This window comes from Citrobacter sp. A316 (assembly GCF_002042945.1).
GTDB lineage: Bacteria > Pseudomonadota > Gammaproteobacteria > Enterobacterales > Enterobacteriaceae > Citrobacter > Citrobacter portucalensis.
On the sequence record NZ_MVFZ01000004.1, the window covers coordinates 18,064 to 39,890 of the forward strand.

Below are 21,827 nucleotides of genomic sequence, written 5' to 3' on the forward strand. Positions count from 1 at the left end.
CCTCAGTACTCCAGCGCGATGGCGACCTCGTAACCGTGCGACTTGAGCAGGGAATGTTTCTTCGCCGCATCAAGATCGTTGGCAACCATTTCCGAGATCATCTGGCGCAGCGTGATTTCCGGTTTCCAGCCCAGTTTTTCATGTGCTTTAGCCGGATCGCCCAGCAGCGTTTCCACCTCAGCCGGACGGAAGTAGCGCGGGTCAACGGCAATCATGACATCCCCAGGCTTCACCCCCGGAGCATCGTGTCCGGTCACAGAAACTACGATGCCTTTCTCATTCACGCCCTCGCCTTCAAAGCGCAATTTAATCCCCAACTGAGCGGCCGCCATTTCTACAAACTGGCGCACGGAATACTGCACGCCGGTGGCAATCACGAAATCTTCCGGCTTATCCTGCTGCAGCATCATCCACTGCATCCTGACGTAATCTTTGGCATGCCCCCAGTCGCGCAGTGAATCCATGTTGCCCAGGTACAGGCAAGACTCCAGCCCCTGCGCGATGTTGGCGATCGCCCGGGTAATTTTGCGAGTAACAAAGGTTTCGCCGCGGCGCGGAGATTCGTGGTTAAACAGAATGCCGTTACAGGCATACATCCCGTAAGACTCGCGGTAGTTGACGGTTATCCAGTAGGCGTACAACTTAGCAACGGCATACGGTGAACGCGGATAGAACGGCGTGCTCTCTTTCTGCGGAATTTCCTGTACCAGACCGTACAGTTCAGAGGTAGACGCCTGATAAAAACGGGTCTTCTTCTCAAGTCCGAGGAAGCGAATTGCCTCCAGCAAACGCAAGGTGCCGATCGCATCAACGTCTGCGGTGTATTCCGGTGAATCAAACGACACCGCGACGTGGCTCATGGCGCCCAGGTTATAGACTTCATCCGGTTGGACTTCCTGTAAAATACGGGTCAGGTTGGAGGAGTCGGTCAAATCGCCATAGTGCAGATGAAATTTGGGATTGCCTGAATGCGGATCCTGGTAGATGTGGTCCACACGTTCGGTGTTGAATGATGAAGCGCGACGCTTAATACCGTGTACTTCGTACCCTTTTTCCAGCAGGAGTTCTGCCAGGTAAGAACCATCCTGCCCGGTTACGCCAGTAATGAGAGCGACTTTTGACATGTTATAACCTCTTCAGTGATCCCCTCAGGGAGTAACTTTCTCGACGCGTTCGCGTGTGACTACTGCGGGATTTCCCCGACAAATGACATTTGCTGGCAGCGATTTAAATACGCTGCTTCGTGCTCCGACGATGGTGCCATCGCCAATCGTCACGCCAGGCGCGACAAAGACATCTGTCGCCAGCCAGCATTTAGCGCCAACCACAATCGGCGTAGCGTTAATATCAAAATGTTGACTGGCATAATCATGACTCCCGGTACATAAATAACTTTTTTGCGAAATAACCGCGTGGGCGCCAATCGTAATATCACCTAACGTATATAAAACCGCGTCATCACCCACCCAGGAATAATCTCCCAGAGTTAATTTCCACGGATAAGTAATTTTTACTGAAGGCCGAATGACTACGTTTTTTCCTATTTTTGCGCCAAACATTCGTAATAAAAATGCACGCCAGCGATACATGACCTGTGGAGACCAGCGAAATAATGTTGCTTGCACCGCCCACCATAATTGCACTTTAATCGCGCCGCCACCGCGAAAACCTCCAGGCACTTTAAATCCGCTTAAATCCTGCATAATATGCCCTTACGTTTTCCCATATAAGGTTTTTGTTTTGCCGGTTGTGCGCAGACGTAAATATTCTGATAAACCGGTCCAAAAGCCTGGCGTGTGTAATATCTGGCGCTGTACTTTTTTGGCATCCCGGCACAATTCCAGATTATTCGTCGTTGACACTCCGCCCATGGAAAACTCCGATACCAACCCGCTCAGTTTTTTAAAAGCGTAACCGGACTTGTATAATTTGGCTGCCAACGCGTAATCAGACGATATTTTATATTGCAAATCATAATGCCAGACATTCAGTCCTGAGAGCGGAAAGAATATTGCCTGATGGCTGGCGGGCAGGCTGTGGTAAATATACCAACCCGGTTTTGCCCGACGCTTAATTTTGTTGCCATTGCCGAAATCCAGCAACGCATCGCCAATGACCATAATTTGGTCGCTCTGCGTTTTTAGCTGGCGGATAAAACAAGCCGCATCCGCATGCAGAATATCCCCGGAGTTGAGGAACAGCGCAAACCGCCCGCGCGCCATCTCGATGCCTTTGTTCATCGCATCATAGATACCTTTATCCGGTTCGCTGACATACCGTAACCGGTGTTCCCCATTGAGTTCTTCAAGGAATGCTGACGTACCGTCAGTGGAACCGCCATCAACAACAATCCACTCAAAACTGATATCACCCGCTTGCGCCAGATGTGCCAGCGATGCGTGAGTTTTGACGATCCCTTCCTGATTGCGAAAGGCGACGGTAATGATACTGAGCAGCATGTGAGTTACCTCGCGATATTCAGCGCCTTGCGTAATATAAACGGACATACAATTAAAAATGCGTATTCCGGACTAAATACTGAACCTGTAAAAAACAGGGACAACGGTGTAAAAAGATAAAGCTGCACCCGATAATTCTGATTATCGCCAAACGCATTGAACATCATTTTTATGACCTTCCCCATGTACCATAGGGCTAATATCACCGCGAACCATGAAAAATAAATAATCAGCAGATACAAGCCATTGTCTATTGTTTTACCGACATCTGCACCGTTAAAAATTCCGAATGACGCGACGTATTCATAAAGTGAGCCAAATCTCACTACGCCATCAACGTTCAGTAACGAATAACCGACCATCACTAATGGTCCTACGATACGATAATACGATGACGAACCTTCAGTTCCTAAATCACCAAGCCGCGTTGCGATGTACGGAAAAGCAAATATCACACCAACCAGAAACACGCTTAATGAGATTATCGCCAGTGGTAGCTTCTTTTTTATCGCATCCTTATTCAGGTACTGGAACGCCCACTCCAGGAGATAAAACAAAATAAACGTCATTACCCCTGAAAACGATCCTGATAATATTATCCCTGCCAGAATCATAGCATCGGACTTAGGTGTTTTGATACCAAACTGTTTGATACTGAGCCAAATTGAGATTAACGCCAGAGCGAAGAATGCCGGTTCGAAATAGAGTGAGGTGGTACGCTTCCCACCAAACTTAATAAAGTTCAGAACATAGCTGTTACTGTAAATAAGATATTTCGAAATAACTTCCATTAAACTGCTGCCGCCGCTGAGAATTATCTGTGCCATTTCAACCGCAGCTAATCCCACCACCAGTCCCACCACCAGCCAGAAAAAACGCAAAATCTTAATGTAGTTATGGGGTGAAATGGTTTTGAAGCGAATACTCCACACCATGCCAATAATCACCACGGTATAGATAAATAGCATCGCAGACGTTACGTACTTGCTGGCATCCAGTGATTGGCCGAACAGGTAGTTAAACGCCGTCAGCCCGCCCCCCACGCCCAGCGCGATCATTAATTTTTTGATATTAATGCGCTCGACAAACAGCAACAGCAGAACAGGCAAGAAGGTGACGATGGTTATCGGGAAGCTCTCGCCAAGCTGGGCAAGTTTGACGTTAACCAGCAAATAAAGCAGCGGTAGCACCAGATAGCTACAGATTCTGATAGAACGAGACATATTCCTCCAGCATCTGTTGCCCACTGTATGCCACCCGACTGCGCTGGCTGAACGCGGTAAGGGACGTGTCAAATACCGCCTGCGCGATGTCTGATTTTTTCAGTTGCACCAGTTGCAATACGTCCGCTTCGCTGAACGTTTTGCCGCCTGATTTAGCCAGCACTTCCTGCGCGGCATCGCTGTGCGTGGCAATGACCGGTACGCCGATAGAAAGCGCTTCACACAGAATCAGCGGGTAGTTATCGACACGGGAGCTGAACACCAGTCCATCCATCTGGTTAAGCGCACTCATCAACGTGCGCTTATCGCTCTCAAAACCGTGATTGATGACGTTATCTCCCGCAAATGGCGAAAATTTGCCGAAGGTATGCAGCTCAATTTTGTCCCCAAGCGCGGTAATCGCTCGCACCAGTTGCTGACTGGTTTTGCCGTCATAGCGCAGGTCATGAGCCACCACGGCAATTTTCGGCCGACTGTTCTCCTCAGGCATCGCGGGTAGTTCGGCAAGAATGGCTTCCGTCGCCACATCGATACCGTTGTTAATAATGTGGCATCGTCCCACGCCATACAGGCTGTTGAATGCGTCGGCCACATGCTGACTGGGTGAGATAAACTGGCAGCCCAGCGCCAGCATGGCGCGAAACATCTGCCGCTTGCCGGGCAACTGCTGATGGGCTTTATCGATTTTTACCGGCGGATAGTTGCTGAGCGTTGGGCATTTCTGGCAGCCCGTTTTCCAGCCTTCGCAGCCATCGGTAAAGGCACAGCGCCCGGTCACGCTCCAGTGATCGTGCAGCGTCCAGACGAAGGTGATATCCGGTTTATGCGCCTTCACTTTTTGGCAAAAGGTCACCAACTCTTCCAGGTTCAACCAGTAGCTGTGCAACACATGAAAATGCAGTACCAGCGGGCCGCAGGTGCGGGTAACTTCACGGTATAACTTGTTGAGATTGCCAAACATGTCGCGGTTCGCGAAACGAAACAGCGCAATGTTCGCCGCCGACGTCAGGCGCGGCGTATATTTAATAACCTGCGGGTAATTCGCATGACTGGCGCTTTTTTTACCACCTTTGCCATAGCCATAGACAAAACGCGACGACAGCCCTTTTTCCAGCGACCTCAGATGCAAATCTAACGCCACGCCTGCCGCCCCACCTTCTGCGAGTCGCACATTAAACTGTAATATCTTCATTTTATTACCTTCACCCGAGCCTTCTCGCCCACGACCAGCGTATTGTCCGGAACGCTATCCACCACGACGCTCCCGGCGCCAATCGTCACGTTATCGCCAATAGCAACGTCGCCAAGCAGAGTGACATTGGCCCCCAGCTCAACGCCGTTACCGATGACCGGACAGGATGGGTCGTTGGCACCAAGATTGCCGATGGTGACGCCGTGGCGTAGGGTAAAATCATCCCCCGCCACCACGTTTTTATTGATAACCACCCCATAGCCATGATGGATGGTGAAACGACGACCGATTGATGCAGCAGCCTGAATTTCATAGCCAAACAGGCATTCAGTGATAAGGCGATACATCACCAGCACCGGGGCAGCCCACAGGTTGTTTATGATGTTTTTTTTACGCCAGACGGAGCAAAAATGGGCAATCCGATAGGCCGCCACCATGCAGCAGGGGCGCAGACTCCAGCCGTTCGCGCGTAAATCTTCCAGCATAATTAGCGTCCTCGCAGTCCGTCGGCCAGACGCTTACTGTTACGAACAGAAAGCAGCGTCAGCAGCGTGCGCCAGTTCATCCGTTTGTTGCGGATCTGATAGAGGGTAAACAGCTGATATTTCTTGCTGGCCCGGTCAAATTTGCCTTTGTGCTTGCGGTAAAACTGAAAGTAGCCGGAGAATTTATTCGGCGATGAGGTAATACGCATCTCGCCGTGATTGACATGCAGGATCTGCGTCGCCTCTTTGACCTTCCACGGTTTGCCATACGCCACCACCATGCGCAGGAAGATGTCGTAATCCTGCGCCGCTTTCAGCGTGGTATCGAACAGGCATGATTTAAACCGCCATGCCCAGGTAAATACCTGATTACCAATGATGTTGCGCTTATAAAACCTGCGGCGTGAATAAACGGACTTCGGATAGAGCGGCAGACTGGTCGGCTGCGAATACACTTCGCCCTCACAGACATAGTCATTGGCATACAGAAACGCCCGCGTGACAAGGTGATGGCGATAGTTGAGAAATACGCTCAGGCGGTTCGGCGTCCATTCATCATCATCATCAATCCCCGTGATGTATTGCCCGTTGGCCTGCATAATGGCCTGATTACGCACCGCGCAGGCCCCTGAGTTGGTGGAATTATGCGTATACGACACACGCGGATCGTTGAGTTCCTCAACAAACTGCTGCAACTGCTCATATGAGGAAGAGCAATCATCCACAATGATCATCTCCCAGTGAGGGTAGTCCTGGCGCAACACCGATTTAATCGCCCGAATGGCCAGCTGCTGGCGATTCCAGGTTGGCATATAAATTGAAATTAGCGGGTTCTCTGTCGTCATTTTCGTTTCCAAAAAAAGTTGCCTGATGGCGCTACGCTTATCAGGCCTACATTCGATATGCGTTGCTGTTATCTATTTCGAATCCGACGTGTATTCGTATTCGTAGTAACCGTAATCCTGATACCCGCTGGCACGGCGGAAGATCGAGTTGAGAATCACCCCTTTCACCTGAATGCCGTTTTGTTCGAAGCGACTCAGGCTGGTTTCCACCTCTTTCAACGTGTTGACCGCATAACGCGCCACCATCAGCGTGGTTCCGACATGACGCCCTACGATAGCCGCATCGGTCACCGCCAGAATTGGTGGGGTGTCAATCAGCACCAGGTCATAGTGCGCGCTGGCCCAGGCAATCAGTTCGCCGAAGCGCTCGCTCATCAACAGCTCGGAAGGATTGGGAGGAATTTGACCGCGAGGGATCAGATCAAAATGCGGAATCGATGTCGGTTTGGCGCTGGATGAAATATCCCCCTTGCCGATAAGGATCTCAGACAGGCCGTTGACGTTATTGGTCCCCAGCAGTTCGTGGGTATAGCCTTTGCGCATGTCGCAGTCGATCAACAGCACGCGTTTGTTGGTCTGGCTGATGACTGCCGCGAGGTTGGCGCAGACAAACGTTTTGCCAATCGACGGGCTGACGCCGGTCAGCATCAATACGTTGTTACGCGCCTGCATCATGGCAAAGTGCAAGCTGGTACGCAGACTGCGGACCGCTTCTATGGCGAGATCGGTTGGATTCCCCACGGCCAACAGCTGGCTTTGCTTGTAGCGTTTCACACCTTTAATGGTCTGAACGTTATCACGTGCTTTTTGCCATTCAGACAGCGGAATACTGGCATACACGCTGATACCATGCTCTTCCAGCGCCTGTGGGCTTTCAATACCGCAATTAAACAGAGAACGCAGCAATACGCCCGCCACGGAAAGCATCAAACCAAGAATGATACTGCCGAGAATAATCAACGCCGTTTTCGGTTTCAGTACGCCAGGCTGAGCAATCGCGGGATCGACAATGCGCACATCGCCGACCGTACTGGCCTCGGTAATCTTCAGTTCCTGTTGTTTGTTCAGCAACTGCATATAGACCTGCTGACCGGACTCCACATCACGCGTCAGGCGAACAATTTCCTGCTGCGTTTTCGGCATCGCCGTTACGCGCCCGTTCAGCTTACTTTTCTCATCTTCCAGCGCCTGGCGTTTTTCCAGCAGCGTGCGGTACGCCGGGTGCGCTTTGGTGAACAGCTTGGAAATCTCCGCTTCTTTGAAGGTCAATTCATTCAGCTGCGCGTCGATATTCACCATCGAATCCAGCACCGCTTTGGCTTCCAGCGGCAAATCCACGGAGTCTTTATCCTGACGAAAGGCGTTCAGCTTGTTTTCGGCAACGTCCAGCCGATTACGTACCTCAGGCAGTTGCTTTGCCAGAAACGCCAGACTTTTGGCGGCCTCTTCGGATTTACGTTCCACGTTTTGTTGCAGATAGTTGCGGGTAATACTGTCGAGGATCTTACGGATTTGCTCGCGGTCTTCGCCGGTAAAGGTCAGGCTCAATACGCCGGTATCTTTGCCTGTTTCCGCCACCATCAGATTATTTTGCAGGGTGTTTATCATGCCCAGCGTGGAGAATTTGCTGACGGTAAATTGGCTCTCCGGGCTGGCATGAATCGCCTCAACCAGCATCGTCACGCCATCATGTTCCAGCACCTTGCCGACTTGCCCCCGGGCGCTAAAACCTCCGTCACTCACCAGTTGATAGCTTTTATCATTCAGCACATTGAGCGAGAAGGTCTGTTCATTCATTGCCTTTGGCAGCGTGAAGGTTGTCACGTTAACCGTTTCGTTCTGACGGCCCATCAGCCGATCCCAGCCCGCGCCAAAAATGGGGAACGTATCTTTGGTAACGGCGATATCAAGGTTGAGATCGTCTACCGTTTTCCCTAATACCAGTCGTGACTGAATGAGCTGAATTTCCGCTTCTGAGGCCGGAGGTTTGTTCGACAACGCCGAGCCAATATCCTGCACCAGTGAATTTCCGGTATTTTGCTCAATTTGCACCAGCGCGTCCGCACTGTAGATGGGTGTGGCGAACAGCGTGTAGACCGCGGCACACAATGCAAAAGCCGTGGTAATGCCAAGAACCCACCAGCGGGCTTCCACCACCGTTGCGACCAGACGACCAATATCGATTTCATCATTGCCCGTTACCGGCGCAGCAGACTGTTTTACTTTTTCTGTCATTGTTTTCCCTGCTCTGCGTTCAGTGCCTGAGCCCATTGGCGGGCAGACCGTTCAAGTAATGCGTACACCGCGTCAAACGCATCACGGCTTTTACGATACGGATCGGGAATTTCGCGCTCGCTGTCCCAGTGCCCAAAAAGCATCACTTTGCCGCGCATCTCCGGCACCATTTCACATAGGGCAGAGATATGGCGCTTTTCCATGGTCAGGATCAGGTCATACTCCCGGCACATTCGTCCTGAGATCTGCCGGGCACAATGATTATCCAGTGACAGGTTGTGCGCCTGCGCCACGCTAATGGCGCACGGATCCGCGCCTTTCCCCACCAGCGCCCCAAGACCGGCAGAAGAGACCGTTAACGCCGGATGAAATTGCCTTAACAAGCGCTCTGCCGTCGGGGAACGGCAAATGTTCCCCACACAGACAACTAAGATTTTGTTAAACATGACGATTACCAGTTGTGAAGGTCGCTGGCCGTGTCCGTCATATAGCGAACACCGCTAATAGTCGGCAGCAACTGATTGATCAAACGGTTCCAGCGAGCAACCGGCGCGGTAGTGACGTACACCACATCGTATGGCTGGAGTCGGAATGAAGTCGCCATCACCAGCGACGTCGCATCCGACATATCAAGCTGATAGATATTGGCGATCTTGCTGTTGTTCCCGCCCTCGCCTTTCAATGGTCGAATAACGAAAATACCGCTGGCGTTGGAGGTGGTCAGGTCGATACCTTCGGCATTGCCCAGCGCTTCGGTGAGCGTCATGCCGCTGAAGTCCATTTTGAGGGTGCTCTGTTTTTTAACTTCCCCCATTACGAAGACTTTCAGATCGTCATTACGCGGGACAAACAGGATGTCGCCAGGATAGAGCAGACGATTCTGGCTCAGGTCGCCATTTTGCATCAGTGCTTGCAGTGAAATGCGTTGCTCCTGCCCTTTATGAGTCAGCACAACGTTACGCCAGTCTGCCGCCTCGGTGAGACCGCCAGCGGCGTTAATAGCATCGAGAACGGTAAGCGGCACGTTGGTGATGGCCTGCTGGCCGGATTTGTTCACCTGCCCGGAGACATAGGCCTTCTGTGAGCGGAAAGCGGCGATATTAACGTCCACCTGCGGGTCAGCAATATACTTCGCTAAGCGCCCGGTAATATCACTACGAATCTCTGCCAACGTTTTCCCTACCACGCTGACTTTGCCGATGTAGGGGTAAAACATCGTGCCATCAGGCTGCACCCAGTTGCCGGTATCGCTTGAGCTACGGTACTGCCCGGCCGGCGTGGTGAGTTCGGGATGGTCCCAGACGGTCACATTCAGGACATCACCCGGACCGACCCGGTACTGATATCCGGCAATCTCCTGGTCCAGCGACATATTAGGTTGTGCAACATTTGGTCGAGGACGTAATTGTTCTACCAGCCGTGGCGTGAGTGGATAAACATTCACCATGCGATCGATATCAAAATCAGCGTCCTGCTGTTTAATCACATCTTTGCCCATCGTAGACATATTGCTGCCCGGAAGCACGGTACAACCGTTTATCAAGATTACCGATACCAATACTGGTATCAATTTAAGTTTGGATTTCATCATTGATTATTTATCACTTTGGCAGAGTAATTATCACATGCAATCTAAATAGCGACTTCGCCTGTACGCATTTACCTTGCCGTTAATTGAAATGGAATTTAACTGGCATCAGTCCTAAAAAAAATGAATTCATCTGCGGTCTCTTGACAGAATACTTTAGGTTTGTTTCAGGCGACCAGACACGCTACCGCCCCTGGCTTCACTAGCTACCAATGCACTGATTAATTTAAATTTTTATCTTCTCCTGTATTTTCATCGCATTTACAGAGGCAGCGCATCAGAAATAGCGCCACTGGTTGATGAGGAAATATTTATCTTTTGATTATTACCGCAAGAATTGTTGCAGCTATGCGAATATCAGGCAAGATAACAAACCGCCGACACCAAGCTTTTAAGATTTTTAGGATTTTATTGATATTGACAATATTGGTATGTAAATATCCCACCTGCGATATTTCCTAAATATATTTAGATTAATAAAATCATTTCCGGTAGTTACATTACGGCTATTATCCTGCATCTGTTCTGATATAACCGACAGAGAAATCCCTTCTCGCCATTGCATTTTTCGCCAGTTTTACCCATGATCGAATTGTGACAATTGTCATACAACTATGGGTATAGCATTTATTATGGAATGGATTGCCGATCCGTCAATCTGGGCCGGACTGGTCACGTTAATCGTGATCGAACTTGTTCTTGGCATTGATAATCTTGTTTTTATTGCCATCCTCGCGGAGAAACTACCTCCTGCCCAGCGGGATAAGGCGCGTATTACCGGGCTACTGCTGGCGATGGTTATGCGCCTGCTGCTGCTGGCATCAATATCCTGGCTGGTAACGCTGACCACGCCGCTGTTCAGCATTCGCGATCTCAGCTTCAGCGCCCGCGATCTGATCATGCTGTTCGGTGGTTTCTTCCTGCTGTTTAAAGCCACTATGGAACTCAACGAACGGCTGGAGGGAAAAGACAGCGATAACCCCACCCAGCGTAAAGGCGCTAAGTTCTGGGGTGTGGTCGCGCAAATCGTGGTGCTGGACGCCATCTTCTCTCTGGATTCCGTCATTACCGCTGTTGGCATGGTTGATCACCTGGCGGTGATGATGGCGGCAGTCATTATTGCCATCAGCCTGATGGTGCTGGCCAGCAAGTCGCTGACGCGCTTTGTTAACAGCCATCCAACTATAGTTATTCTGTGTCTGAGCTTCCTGCTGATGATTGGTTTCAGTCTGGTGGCCGAAGGGTTTGGTTTCCATATCCCGAAAGGTTATCTGTACGCAGCCATCGGCTTCTCGGTCATGATCGAAGCATTGAACCAGTTGGCCATCTTTAACCGTCGTCGCTTCCTCTCAGCCAACCATACTCTGCGCCAGCGCACCGCCGAGGCGGTAATGCGGCTGCTGAGCGGGCAAAAAGAAGATGCCGAACTGGATGCCGAAACCGCGGCAATGCTGGCGGATCATCATGAAGGTCAGATTTTCGCGCCTCAGGAGCGGCGAATGATTGAACGCGTGCTGAACCTTAATCAGCGTACCGTCAGCAGTATCATGACCTCGCGCCATGATATTGAACATATCGACCTCAATGCGCCCGAAGCAGAAATCCGCGCCTTACTGGAAAAAAACCAGCATACGCGTCTGGTGGTTACTGGCGAAGACGAGCAGGAAGAACTGCTTGGCGTGGTACATGTCATCGATTTGCTGCAGCAGTCTCTGCGCGGCGAACCGCTCGACCTGCGCGTCTTGATTCGCCAGCCGCTGGTGTTCCCGGAAACTCTGCCGCTGCTTCCGGCACTTGAGCAGTTCCGTAATGCCCGTACGCACTTCGCGTTTGTAGCAGATGAATTTGGTTCCGTCGAAGGGATTGTGACGCTGAGTGATGTGATGGAAACCATCGCCGGCAATCTGCCAAACGAAGTAGAGGAAATCGACGCCCGCCATGATATTCAGAAAAACGCCGATGGTTCATGGACCGCTAACGGACATATGCCGCTGGAAGATCTGGTGCAGTATGTCCCTATTCCGTTAGACGAAAAGCGTGAGTACCACACCATTGCTGGTCTGTTAATGGAGTATTTGCAGCGCATCCCCAAAACAGGCGAGGAAGTCCAGGTTGGCGACTATCGGCTAAAAACCCTGCAGGTGGAAAATCATCGTGTGCAAAAAGTCCAGCTGATACCGCTACACAGTGAAGAAGAGATGGATTACGAGGTGTAAGTCACGAGCCGGATGGGGCATTAGCCACCATCCGGCAATATGAATCAGAGCTTATCCAGCAACTTTTTAACATCTTTGCCGTTGCGGGAATCTTTATTGCGATCTGCCCAGTCATTCAGGCGACGTTTTGCTTCATCCTGCAGATGCTTACGCAAAAGCTGATCAACTTGCAGACTGTAGTTCAGGGATTGCCACTGGCCATAGACCCTGAGAGGAACCGGGGTGGCCTTCAGGAAATTAATCAACTTACTTTCGCCATCCCAACCGCCCAGCACGCGAATGTTAAACAGCGTGTCGCAATTCTGCTTCACCAGATCTAACGTTCCTTTGCCGGTTAGCGCCAACATCGCGGACTCGCCTGCCATGTTATCCAGCGTCACCTCTCCGTTATCCAGCGTCATATCGGTTACAAAATGATCCAACCGGGTCACGTTATCGAGGTTTTGCTGAGATTTAACATCCCCACCGCTGCGTTCTACAGCCTGTTGAATCATCTGCTGGAAGTTCATCCCTTCCATTCGCGTATCGTTCATTTCGACATGGGCCTGCCCTTGCCAGCTATGGCGAAACGCCTGGGCATCAATATCTGAGCCGGAAAAGTCTCCCGCCAGCGACAGCTTGCCGGTGAGTGCGATGGGGTAATCAAAGGCCTTCAGAATCGTGCCAATTTCCACACCTTCCAGACGCGGATGAAAGACCGCTCGCGGTTCTCCCTTTCTGGCATCCAGCGTGCCGGGCAGTGAGATCAGCCCGCCATCACTTTTTCCCTGCAACTGCGCAATGTTCAGTAAGCCGAACTGGTTGTCTATTTTTGCCGAAACATTCTCAAACGCCATTTTCCGCCACAGCACTTTGTCAGCCTGCAAAGCGATGTCTGCCGAAAAACCCTTGAGTCCTTGATACGAAACGGCATCAACCTGGGAAGCAATGACGGGGCGCGCCAGCGTTGACTGACTCTGACCTTGCTGAACGTCACCTTTTGCTGTCGCCGCTGCGTCATGTTGTACGAGCAGGTTATCCAGATTGAGCTGACCAAATTTTAGGTCGACGGCCCATTCCGGTTTTTCCAACAAGGATACGTGCGCTTGCCCGGAGAACGAAGAGTCATTGGCGGTCAAATTTATCTGGCTAAACGAAAGCTGTTTTTTCTCTTCCAGCCATTGCGCCTGAAGATGTCCCTGACCGTTGATTCCCTGCGGCGGCAGATCGGCCCCCTGCAGTTGCCAGCTTAACTGCGCAATATTCGCAGATAAGTTGTGCGGATAATCGGAGGCATCGACCGTGCCGTTAAAGGATAACGCGAGATCGCGCTGATCGCGGTTCACACGCCCGGAAAAATCAAACGTGCCGCGGTGCTGGCTATCTTGTTCCATCTCCAGACGAATATCACGAACGGTAACTTGTTCGTCGTCTTCATGCTGGAATACCAGAACACTGTCGGCAACCCGCAAACGGGCGATATCAAACGACCACCCTTTGTCTTCCGCCAGATCGGGCAACATATTGTCTTTTGGGGCAACGGGCGCATCTTTACCGCGCACCGCCTCAGTTTGCGGGGTCAGTTGAATCACTGCGCCTTTGAGCATCACCTGCTTCACGCTGAGCTGGTGGCTCAACAGCGGCCATAACGCAACGTCAAGACGCATATTGTCGGCACGAACCAGAGGTTCGCTGGCACCTTCAGCCGTTAACACCACTCGCCCTGAGAGGATACTCAGTTGCGGCCATACGTGCCAACGCAGGGGGCCATCCAACTGCAGCTGATATCCGCTACGTGCGGCAACCTGCTTGACCATATACGCGCGGAAATCATTCGGATTAACCAACAGTACTAACGCAGAAAAGCCGGCCACCAGCACGACCAGAAGAATCATCAGCGTCGTCAGAAATCGTCTCATGCTATCCCCAATGGACTGAAAAACACTCAGTCTTTATCGATCCGGCTGGCAACAGCGCCCTGCTGGTCGCGATACTTCGCATCCTGACGACGGTTGTATGGTCGCGCTGCCGGACCAGAAAGCGGTTCGAAACTTAACGCGCCAATCGGCATGCCCGGACGCAGAGCCAGGGGTAATTTTCCGGAGTTGTAAAACTCCAGTACGATACAGCCAGACCAGCCCGGATCGATACGGTGTGCGGTGACGTGTACCATCAGTCCCAGACGAGCCAGCGAAGAACGGCCATCTAACCAACCGACGAGATCGGAAGGCAACGTCACGGATTCGAATGTTACCGCCAGCGCAAGTTCCCCCGGATGCAGGAAAAATGCCTCGCCGTCCTTGAGGACGATTTCATCGCTCATCACGCGATCCAGCGCGGCGCTGACTTCATCTTTCGGTCCGCTTAAATCAATATACGCCGCCGTATGACCACGGAACGTACGGAATTTGTTGCCAAGACGCACATCTACCGTGGCGCCATTGATTCGCTCGACAGGAGGGCGTGGAGTGATCGACAGGCGACCTTCATCCAACCAGGCTTCAATATCTCGATCACATAAACGCATGGCACTTTCTCCTTTCGTGCTTCAAACCCTTAATGCCAGGTGCGTTAAGGGTGAACCAGGTTATCACTGAACGGTACACAATTCGCTGAACTTATTCAAAGAACTGACTGATTTTAGCCTTCAGAATATCGATGGCGATGCGGTTTTTACCCCCGCGCGGCACAATGATGTCGGCGTATTGTTTTGAAGGCTCAATAAATTGCAGGAACATTGGGCGGACGGTTTTCTGGTATTGCGCCATCACCGAATCCATTGAACGACCACGTTCATTCACATCCCGCTTGATACGGCGCATCAGACAAATATCCAGTGGCGTATCAACAAAAATAGAAAAGTTCATCTCATCGCGCAAACGCGCATCCGTCAGCAGCAAAATGCCTTCCAGGATGATGACTTTCTTGGGTTCGATATGAATAGTATCTTGCGTACGCGTGTGCTCAACATAGCTATATACCGGCAGCTCAATAGCAGAGCCGCGTTTCAGCGTTTGCAGATGTTGAAACAGCAGACTGTGGTCCATCGCGTTCGGATGGTCGTAGTTGGTTTTTACGCGTTCTTCCATCGACAGATGGCTTTGATCTTTGTAATAGCTGTCTTCGGGAATAACGCCAATATGTTCGTCACCGACTTGTTCACGCAATTCGCGATAAAGAGTACTGGCAATAAGGCTCTTGCCGGAAGCCGATGCGCCGGCAATGCCGATAATGACGCACTGATGGGACTGATCAGTCATAAATTTAGCGACCTGATTAACCTGGATGTAAGGAAGGGCGGCGCCGAAACGCCAAACGCGGCAATTATAGGGATTTCAGCGGCACGATGCCACCCCAGGCTGCACCAATGCTGTCCCTGTCGCAAATTAAAATGGTCAGATTTAGAACAGCCGCTATATTTATTCACCTGCCTTAGGAATTAATAGCTTGGGAGTGTTAATTTATGAGCAGCTGGCGTATAAATTGTAAATTGTTTGTACTAGCATAATCCCAGATTAAATGTGATGCGTCCGGCATCTCTGCTGGGCGACAACGGCTATTTGGGTAGAGTGGTAATGAGTAAACAATCCCAACATGTTTTAGTTACCTTACCCCATCCTCTACTGCGCCTGGCCAGTTTAGGTCTGGTGGCTTTCATCTTTACGTTGTTTTCGCTGGAACTGTCACGTTACGGCGCGCAGCTTGCACCGCTGTGGTTTCCAACCTCTATCATGATGGTGGCTTTTTACCGTCACGCTGGAAAGATGTGGCCGGGGATCGCGCTGGCTTGCTCATTCGGCAGCATCGGCGCTTCTTTACTCTTTTTCCCCGGACAGTCGCTTAATTTCTCCTTTACTGTCATTAACATTATTGAGGCTGTTGTTGGCGCAATGTTATTGCGTAAACTGCTGCCCTGGTACAATCCCTTACAAAATTTGAATGACTGGGCACGCCTGGCATTTGGTAGCGCGGTTGTTCCGCCACTGTTGGGCGGCATATTGATGTGGTTGTTGCTGCCGAAGGACACGTCATTAAATACCTTTCTCATTTGGGTACTGTCAGAATCCATCGGCGCACTGGCGTTGGTGCCGTTAGGTTTACTGTTTAAACCACATTACCTGTTGCGCCATCGCAACCCACGATTATTGTTTGAGACCCTGATTACTCTGCTGGTGACCTTAACGCTCAGTTGGCTGTCCATGATGTACATTCCATGGCCATTTACCTGCGTTATTGTCCTGCTGATGTGGAGCGCTGTCCGTCTGCCGCGTATGGAGGCGTTTTTAATATTCCTCAGCACCGTGATGATGGTGTCGCTGATGCTGGCTGCCGACCCTTCGCTGCTTTACACTCCAAAACCGAACATGATGACGGACATCCCCTGGTTGCCGTTTTTAATGATCCTGTTGCCCGCCAATATGATGACCATGGTGATGTACGCGTTTCGAGCCGAACGCAAGCACATTTCAGAAAGCGAGTCACGCTTTCGCAACGCCATGGAATATTCCGCGATTGGCATGGCACTGGTCGGTACCGAGGGACAATGGTTACAGGCCAATAAAGCCTTGTGCCAGTTTCTGGGCTATAGCCAGGAGGAGTTACGTTCACTGACCTTCCAGCAATTAACCTGGCCGGAAGATTTGAACAACGACATTGAACAGCTGAACATGCTGGCACGCGGAGAGATTAATAGCTATTCCATGGAAAAACGCTATTACACCCGCTCAGGCGACGTCGTTTGGGCGTTGCTGGCTGTTTCGTTAGTGCGTCATAGCGACAATACCCCACTCTACTTTATTGCGCAGGTTGAGGACATTAACGACCTGAAGCATACCGAGTGGATCAACAAACGGTTGATGGAGCGCATTACCCTCGCCAATGAAGCCGGGGGGATTGGGATCTGGGAATGGGAACTCCAGCCTGACGTGATCAGCTGGGATAAACGGATGTTCGATCTCTACGAAGTTCCTGCGCATATTAAGCCCAGTTGGCAAGTCTGGTATGAGTGCGTTGTACCTGAAGATCGCGAGTACGCCGAAAATGTGATTCGAGATTCGCTGGCCGCACGGGCTCCGTTCAAGCTTGAGTTTCGTATCGCGGTGAAAGATGGCATACGCCATATCCGCTCGTTGGCCAACCGGGTGCTGAATAAAGACGGTGAAGTTGAACGCTTACTTGGTATCAATATGGATATGACCGAAGTGAAGCAGCTTAATGAAGCGCTGTATCAGGAAAAAGAGCGCCTGCACATTACGCTGGATTCAATCGGCGAAGCGGTGATTTGTATTGATGTCGATATGAATGTGACCTTTATGAATCCGGTCGCTGAGAAAATGAGCGGCTGGCAGCAGGACAGTGCCATCGGCATTCCGCTATTGACGGTACTACATATTACTTTTGGCGAGAACGGTCCGCTGATGGAAAATATCTACAGTGCTGACATGTCGCGTACGGCAATCGAGCAGGAAGTGGTCCTGCATTGTCGTAACGGCAACAGTTATGACATTCAGTACAGCATCACGCCTCTCAGCACCCTTGACGGCGGCAGCATTGGCTCGGTGTTGGTTATTCAGGACGTCACAGAGTCACGGAAGATGCTCCGCCAGCTTAGCTACAGTGCCTCGCATGATGACCTGACGCAGTTGGCAAACCGGGTCAGCTTCGAAAACCATCTAAAACAATTGCTGTATTCGGTACACGACACGCACCAGCGCCATGTATTGGTTTTTATCGATTTAGATCGTTTTAAAGCAGTGAACGACAGCGCGGGTCATGCCGCCGGCGATGCTCTGCTGCGTGAACTCTCTGCGCTTATGCTCAGCATGTTGCGATCCAGCGATATGCTGGCGCGTCTGGGCGGTGACGAATTTGGTCTGTTGCTGCCGGATTGTAATATCGAAAGCGCCCGCTTTATCTCAGGTCGCATTATCAGTGCTATTAATAATTACCACTTTATGTGGGAAGGCCGTTTGCACCGTATTGGAGCCAGTGCGGGAATTACGCTGATTGATGAGAAAAACCATGTCGCGACTGACGTTATGTCTCAGGCCGATATCGCCTGCTACGCGGCGAAAAACAGCGGCCGTGGGCGAGTCTGTGTCTATGAACCTCAGCAAAGCCAGGCCCATGCCGCGCGTAGCCAACTGTCATTGGATGAACAAAGGCACACTATTACACACAACCCTATGCTGATGATCGCCAGAGGTGTTGCTTCTCCGCGTATACCGGAGACGTTTAGCTTCTGGCTTCTCTCGCTTCGCTTAGGCACCGCTGAAGGTGAAATCATTGAAGATCAAGCCTTCCATGACGGGTTGGTCGATCCCACGTTGAGTCAAGCGCTCGATCGTCGGGTATTCGGCGAGTTCTTCCAGAATGCTGCCACAGCCGTCGCCAACAAGGGTCTCAGTATTGCCCTGCCCCTTTCCGCCGCCGGCCTGCTCAACACAGAACTTGTCGATGAACTGCTGGAGCACTTGCAGCGCAGTCCGCTACCGCCACGACTGCTGCATCTGACCGTTCCGGCAAGCGTCATCAAAACAAACCCAACGCAGGCGGAATTCGCCCTGCATCGACTGCGTCAGTACGGCTGTCGAATTGTATTAAGTCAGGTTGGTCGCGACTTAGAGCTCTTTGACAACCTTAAATATCACATTGTCGATTACTTGTTGCTCGACAGCGAGCTAAGTGCCAGCGCTCCCGGCAACCTGATTGACGAAATGTGGGTGTCCATTATCCAGGGCCATGCTCAGCGCCTGGACATTAAAACCATCGCCGGTCCGGTGCAACTGCCTCTCATCATGGATACGCTTTCTGGCATCGGTATTGATATGATTTATGGCGATATTATTGCCGACGCCCAACCGCTTGATCTGCTACTGAATACCAGCAATTTCGCCATCAACTGACGGCTGCCAGCCATCCGTATACCAGATATGTAACAGCGCATAGGAACGCCAGGGTTTCCAGCGCTCTGCATACCGCCGGATCTGGGCCGGTGTCATGCCGGGAAAACGCTGCTTAATCAGATAATCATCCGGCAGAAAAACGTCCTTCGCCTGCCAGCCGCGCAGTGCAAAGTAATTGGCGGTCCAGCGCCCTATCCCAGGAAACGTTTGTAGCTGCTTAACGCCTTGTTCGATATCGGCAGGGGCTGTTGTCGCGAGCGTTCCTTCAAGGGTTGCATGAGCAAGGTGAATCAACGCTTCTGCGCGTTTGAGCGGCATTCCTAACGCTTTCAGGTGCAGCGAATCGGCGTTAGCAAGCGCTTCTGGCGAGGGAAAACACACATACCCGGGCGCATCCTCCAGCGTATTGCCGTAAGCGTGCGCCACTTTCGCCGTCAGTTTCGCGGCCATCGCCACGCTGACTAACTGCCCTAAAATCGCCCGTATCCCTTGCTCAAACGCATCGACACATCCCGGCAGGCGCAGTCCCGGACGCGCCGCACCGAGGCTGCCCAGCGCGTCGACAATTTGCTGCGGGCAACAGCCAAGATCGAACAAGCGCGTTATTTTTGCCAGGCACTCAGAGGCGACCGGCTGTAACCCTGAGCTTAACGTCACCTGTAGCACGTTGGCATGCAGATCCGGGACAACGCGCACCAGACCACGATGCTCCCCTACGGACAGACTTCGGACATAGCTCAGTTCCTCTACGGTCTCGACACCTTCAACCGCACGGGCGGCAAGAAACCCCAGCATCCAGGGCCAGTCATAAGGCGGTTGCCAGCTCAGCGTGAACATTCAGTTTTCCTTTTTAAGCAAACCTACAGCATAAACGGTATTCAATCAGTACGCCTTGCTTTCATATTCCAGTTGTCGGGGCGTCAACTATTCGTTAAAGTCACGCCCCTTCTTCACTGGCATGGGGATTTTTACGGTGTTTATTGGTTTTGACTACGGTACGGCAAACTGTTCAGTGGCCGTTATGCGTGATGGGCAGCCTCACCTGCTCAAAATGGAAAATAACAGCACGCTGCTACCCTCAATGCTGTGCGCACCAACGCGCGAAGCGGTTAGCGAGTGGCTGTATCGCCATCACGACATCCCAACTACGGACGATGAAACGCAGGCGCTGCTTCGCCGTGCGATGCGCTACAACCGCGAAGAAGACATCGACGTTAACGCCAACAGCGTGCAGTTCGGTCTGGCATCGCTGGGTCAGTATATTGAAGACCCCGAAGAGGTGTACTTCGTTAAATCGCCAAAATCATTTTTGGGTGCCAGCGGTCTGAAACCACAGCAGGTTGCGCTGTTTGAAGATCTGGTCTGCGCAATGATGCTGCACATTCGCAACCAGGCGCAAAGCCAGCTGCCGGAAGCTATCACCCAGGCCGTGATTGGTCGGCCCATCAACTTCCAGGGATTAGGTGGGGATGACGCCAACACCCAGGCGCAGGGTATTCTTGAACGTGCAGCCAAACGTGCCGGTTTTCAGGATGTCGTCTTCCAGTACGAGCCGGTAGCGGCGGGACTGGATTACGAAGCGACACTACAGGAAGAAAAGCGCGTGCTGGTTGTGGATATTGGCGGGGGTACGACCGACTGTTCACTGCTGCTAATGGGGCCACAATGGCATCAACGCGCCGATCGCGAAAACAGCCTGCTGGGACACAGTGGCTGCCGCGTAGGCGGGAACGATCTGGATATCGCGCTGGCGTTTAAATACCTGATGCCACTGCTGGGTATGGGCGGTGAGACTGAAAAAGGGATCGCCTTACCGATTCTCCCCTGGTGGAACGCGGTCGCAATCAACGACGTTCCCGCGCAAAGTGATTTCTACAGCAGCGCCAACGGTCGATTGCTGAACGATCTTGTCCGCGACGCGAGAGAAGCCGATAAAGTCGCTCTGCTGCTTAAAGTCTGGCGCGAGCGTCTGAGCTATCGCCTGGTGCGCAGCGCAGAAGAGAGCAAAATCGCGCTTTCCGACCAAACCATTGTAACGGCGGCGATACCGTTTATCAGCGACACGCTGGCAACCGATATTAGTCAACATGGATTGGAAGCTGCACTCAATCAGCCCCTGGCGCGCATTCTGGAGCAGGTCCAGCTGGCGCTGGACAACGCGCAGGAAAAACCGGACGTGATTTACCTAACCGGCGGCAGCGCGCGTTCACCGCTGATTAAAAAAGCCCTCGCCCAGCAGCTTCCGGGGATCCCTATCGCGGGTGGCGATGATTTTGGTTCTGTCACCGCCGGACTGGCCCGCTGGGCTGACGTTGTTTTCCGCTAAGCCGCTCGCATGCTGAAAAGTGTGCGTATTGACATCACTGTAGCTGTGGCTTATTTTCAGGAGTGAGGGTTAGGGAGGGTTTCCCCTCCCCCTGGTGTCTTAGTAAGCCGCGAAGCTAATGACTAAGAGTATCACCAGTATGATGACCTGCTTCATCATAACCCTTTCCTTATTTTGGCCCCTTCCTCGGGAGGGGCTTTCCCGTTCCAGCGTCCAGCTGAAATCCCTGGCTTTCCTCCTTTTTGCCTTGTCAGCACTCTATCGCACAATTGCGCATTCGCTATTTTCACCACCGATTGTTGCGTAACACCTCGCAAAGCCGCGTCAGCATTCAGACGAATCCCGACAGTGTTTCATAATTCCTCCATTTTTCT

The 21,827-nt window shown here is 51.7% G+C and carries 18 protein-coding genes; 3 read left to right on the forward strand and 15 right to left on the reverse strand.

Features of this window, described 5'->3' with window-relative positions; translation table 11 throughout:
• Window positions 1-2: 2 nt before the first annotated feature.
• The 10 genes from gmd to BZK41_RS06110 all read right to left on the reverse strand — a co-directional run bounded on the left by gmd (window position 3) and on the right by BZK41_RS06110 (window position 10,030).
• The gene (gene gmd, locus BZK41_RS06065; RefSeq protein WP_003036748.1) at window positions 3-1,124 is read right to left on the reverse strand and encodes a GDP-mannose 4,6-dehydratase; all 1,122 of its coding nucleotides are present in this window, start codon (window positions 1,122-1,124) and stop codon (window positions 3-5) included.
• A gap of 24 nt (window positions 1,125-1,148) precedes the next feature.
• A complete protein-coding gene (wcaF, locus tag BZK41_RS06070) occupies window positions 1,149-1,703 on the reverse strand; it encodes a colanic acid biosynthesis acetyltransferase WcaF (protein ID WP_079937541.1) in 555 nt (184 codons plus the stop codon).
• A 9-nt stretch (window positions 1,704-1,712) separates the two neighbouring features.
• Window positions 1,713-2,459, reverse strand: a complete 747-nt coding sequence (gene wcaE, locus BZK41_RS06075; protein ID WP_079937542.1) for a colanic acid biosynthesis glycosyltransferase WcaE — start codon at window positions 2,457-2,459, stop codon at window positions 1,713-1,715.
• A 5-nt stretch (window positions 2,460-2,464) separates the two neighbouring features.
• Window positions 2,465-3,682, reverse strand: coding sequence for a colanic acid polymerase WcaD (gene wcaD, locus BZK41_RS06080; RefSeq protein ID WP_079937543.1), 1,218 nt, complete (start codon window positions 3,680-3,682; stop codon window positions 2,465-2,467).
• Window positions 3,657-4,874 carry a colanic acid biosynthesis glycosyltransferase WcaC gene (gene wcaC, locus BZK41_RS06085; protein WP_079937544.1) on the reverse strand — a complete coding sequence of 406 codons (1,218 nt, stop codon included), beginning with the start codon at window positions 4,872-4,874 and terminating at the stop codon, window positions 3,657-3,659. Before wcaC ends, wcaD begins: the two co-directional genes overlap by 26 nt.
• Entirely contained in the window at window positions 4,871-5,359 is a 489-nt protein-coding gene (gene wcaB / locus BZK41_RS06090) for a colanic acid biosynthesis acetyltransferase WcaB (RefSeq protein WP_003834262.1), read from the reverse strand. The genes wcaC and wcaB overlap by 4 nt, the downstream gene beginning before the upstream one ends.
• A 2-nt stretch (window positions 5,360-5,361) precedes the next feature.
• Window positions 5,362-6,204: a colanic acid biosynthesis glycosyltransferase WcaA gene (wcaA, locus tag BZK41_RS06095; protein WP_079937717.1), complete on the reverse strand. Its 843-nt coding sequence runs from the start codon at window positions 6,202-6,204 to the stop codon at window positions 5,362-5,364.
• Window positions 6,205-6,276: 72 nt separating this feature from the next.
• Window positions 6,277-8,439 (reverse strand): tyrosine-protein kinase Wzc, encoded by a 2,163-nt coding sequence (wzc, locus tag BZK41_RS06100; protein WP_079937545.1) that lies wholly within the window; start codon window positions 8,437-8,439, stop codon window positions 6,277-6,279.
• Window positions 8,436-8,885 carry a low molecular weight protein-tyrosine-phosphatase Wzb gene (wzb, locus tag BZK41_RS06105; RefSeq protein ID WP_032949610.1) on the reverse strand — a complete coding sequence of 150 codons (450 nt, stop codon included), beginning with the start codon at window positions 8,883-8,885 and terminating at the stop codon, window positions 8,436-8,438. Before wzb ends, wzc begins: the two co-directional genes overlap by 4 nt.
• Window positions 8,886-8,890: 5 nt before the next feature.
• Window positions 8,891-10,030, reverse strand: coding sequence for a polysaccharide export protein (locus BZK41_RS06110; protein WP_079937546.1), 1,140 nt, complete (start codon window positions 10,028-10,030; stop codon window positions 8,891-8,893).
• A 629-nt stretch (window positions 10,031-10,659) separates the two neighbouring features.
• Between BZK41_RS06110 and BZK41_RS06115 the strand changes: the two genes are divergently transcribed.
• Complete coding sequence (locus BZK41_RS06115) at window positions 10,660-12,243, forward strand: TerC family protein (protein WP_079937547.1); 1,584 nt, start codon at window positions 10,660-10,662, stop codon at window positions 12,241-12,243.
• 44 nt (window positions 12,244-12,287) lie between these two features.
• On the opposite strand, the gene asmA is transcribed toward BZK41_RS06115, so the two are convergent.
• The 3 genes from asmA to udk all read right to left on the reverse strand — a co-directional run bounded on the left by asmA (window position 12,288) and on the right by udk (window position 15,482).
• Entirely contained in the window at window positions 12,288-14,141 is a 1,854-nt protein-coding gene (gene asmA, locus BZK41_RS06120; RefSeq protein WP_079937548.1) for an outer membrane assembly protein AsmA, read from the reverse strand.
• A gap of 26 nt (window positions 14,142-14,167) precedes the next feature.
• Window positions 14,168-14,749, reverse strand: a complete 582-nt coding sequence (gene dcd / locus BZK41_RS06125) for a dCTP deaminase (protein WP_003834269.1) — start codon at window positions 14,747-14,749, stop codon at window positions 14,168-14,170.
• Window positions 14,750-14,840: 91 nt separating this feature from the next.
• Window positions 14,841-15,482: a uridine kinase gene (udk, locus tag BZK41_RS06130; protein WP_003036776.1), complete on the reverse strand. Its 642-nt coding sequence runs from the start codon at window positions 15,480-15,482 to the stop codon at window positions 14,841-14,843.
• Between the two features lie 315 nt (window positions 15,483-15,797).
• Here udk and BZK41_RS06140 point away from each other — a divergent pair, with 315 nt between their 5' ends.
• On the forward strand, window positions 15,798-19,127 hold the full coding sequence (locus BZK41_RS06140; protein ID WP_079937718.1) for a diguanylate cyclase: 3,330 nt from the start codon (window positions 15,798-15,800) through the stop codon (window positions 19,125-19,127).
• Here the strand turns inward: BZK41_RS06140 and alkA are convergent.
• On the reverse strand, window positions 19,095-19,964 hold the full coding sequence (gene alkA / locus BZK41_RS06145; protein WP_079937549.1) for a DNA-3-methyladenine glycosylase 2: 870 nt from the start codon (window positions 19,962-19,964) through the stop codon (window positions 19,095-19,097). The genes BZK41_RS06140 and alkA overlap by 33 nt on opposite strands.
• 136 nt (window positions 19,965-20,100) lie before the next feature.
• Between alkA and yegD the strand changes: the two genes are divergently transcribed.
• The gene (gene yegD, locus BZK41_RS06150; protein WP_079937550.1) at window positions 20,101-21,453 is read left to right on the forward strand and encodes a molecular chaperone; all 1,353 of its coding nucleotides are present in this window, start codon (window positions 20,101-20,103) and stop codon (window positions 21,451-21,453) included.
• Between the two features lie 99 nt (window positions 21,454-21,552).
• Here the strand turns inward: yegD and BZK41_RS26855 are convergent, their stop codons facing one another.
• Window positions 21,553-21,612, reverse strand: coding sequence for a type I toxin-antitoxin system Ibs family toxin (locus BZK41_RS26855; RefSeq protein ID WP_100280300.1), 60 nt, complete (start codon window positions 21,610-21,612; stop codon window positions 21,553-21,555).
• Window positions 21,613-21,827: the final 215 nt, after the last annotated feature.

Bases quoted from the DNA above. Each gene is read 5' to 3' on its own strand.
- gmd (WP_003036748.1), bottom strand. From the start codon at position 1,124: ATGTCAAAAGTCGCTCTCATTACTGGCGTAACCGGGCAGGATGGTTCT.
- wcaF (WP_079937541.1), bottom strand. From the start codon at position 1,703: ATGCAGGATTTAAGCGGATTTAAAGTGCCTGGAGGTTTTCGCGGTGGC.
- wcaE (WP_079937542.1), bottom strand. From the start codon at position 2,459: ATGCTGCTCAGTATCATTACCGTCGCCTTTCGCAATCAGGAAGGGATC.
- wcaD (WP_079937543.1), bottom strand. From the start codon at position 3,682: ATGTCTCGTTCTATCAGAATCTGTAGCTATCTGGTGCTACCGCTGCTT.
- wcaC (WP_079937544.1), bottom strand. From the start codon at position 4,874: ATGAAGATATTACAGTTTAATGTGCGACTCGCAGAAGGTGGGGCGGCA.
- wcaB (WP_003834262.1), bottom strand. From the start codon at position 5,359: ATGCTGGAAGATTTACGCGCGAACGGCTGGAGTCTGCGCCCCTGCTGC.
- wcaA (WP_079937717.1), bottom strand. From the start codon at position 6,204: ATGACGACAGAGAACCCGCTAATTTCAATTTATATGCCAACCTGGAAT.
- wzc (WP_079937545.1), bottom strand. From the start codon at position 8,439: ATGACAGAAAAAGTAAAACAGTCTGCTGCGCCGGTAACGGGCAATGAT.
- wzb (WP_032949610.1), bottom strand. From the start codon at position 8,885: ATGTTTAACAAAATCTTAGTTGTCTGTGTGGGGAACATTTGCCGTTCC.
- BZK41_RS06110 (WP_079937546.1), bottom strand. From the start codon at position 10,030: ATGATGAAATCCAAACTTAAATTGATACCAGTATTGGTATCGGTAATC.
- BZK41_RS06115 (WP_079937547.1), top strand. From the start codon at position 10,660: ATGGAATGGATTGCCGATCCGTCAATCTGGGCCGGACTGGTCACGTTA.
- asmA (WP_079937548.1), bottom strand. From the start codon at position 14,141: ATGAGACGATTTCTGACGACGCTGATGATTCTTCTGGTCGTGCTGGTG.
- dcd (WP_003834269.1), bottom strand. From the start codon at position 14,749: ATGCGTTTATGTGATCGAGATATTGAAGCCTGGTTGGATGAAGGTCGC.
- udk (WP_003036776.1), bottom strand. From the start codon at position 15,482: ATGACTGATCAGTCCCATCAGTGCGTCATTATCGGCATTGCCGGCGCA.
- BZK41_RS06140 (WP_079937718.1), top strand. From the start codon at position 15,798: ATGAGTAAACAATCCCAACATGTTTTAGTTACCTTACCCCATCCTCTA.
- alkA (WP_079937549.1), bottom strand. From the start codon at position 19,964: ATGTTCACGCTGAGCTGGCAACCGCCTTATGACTGGCCCTGGATGCTG.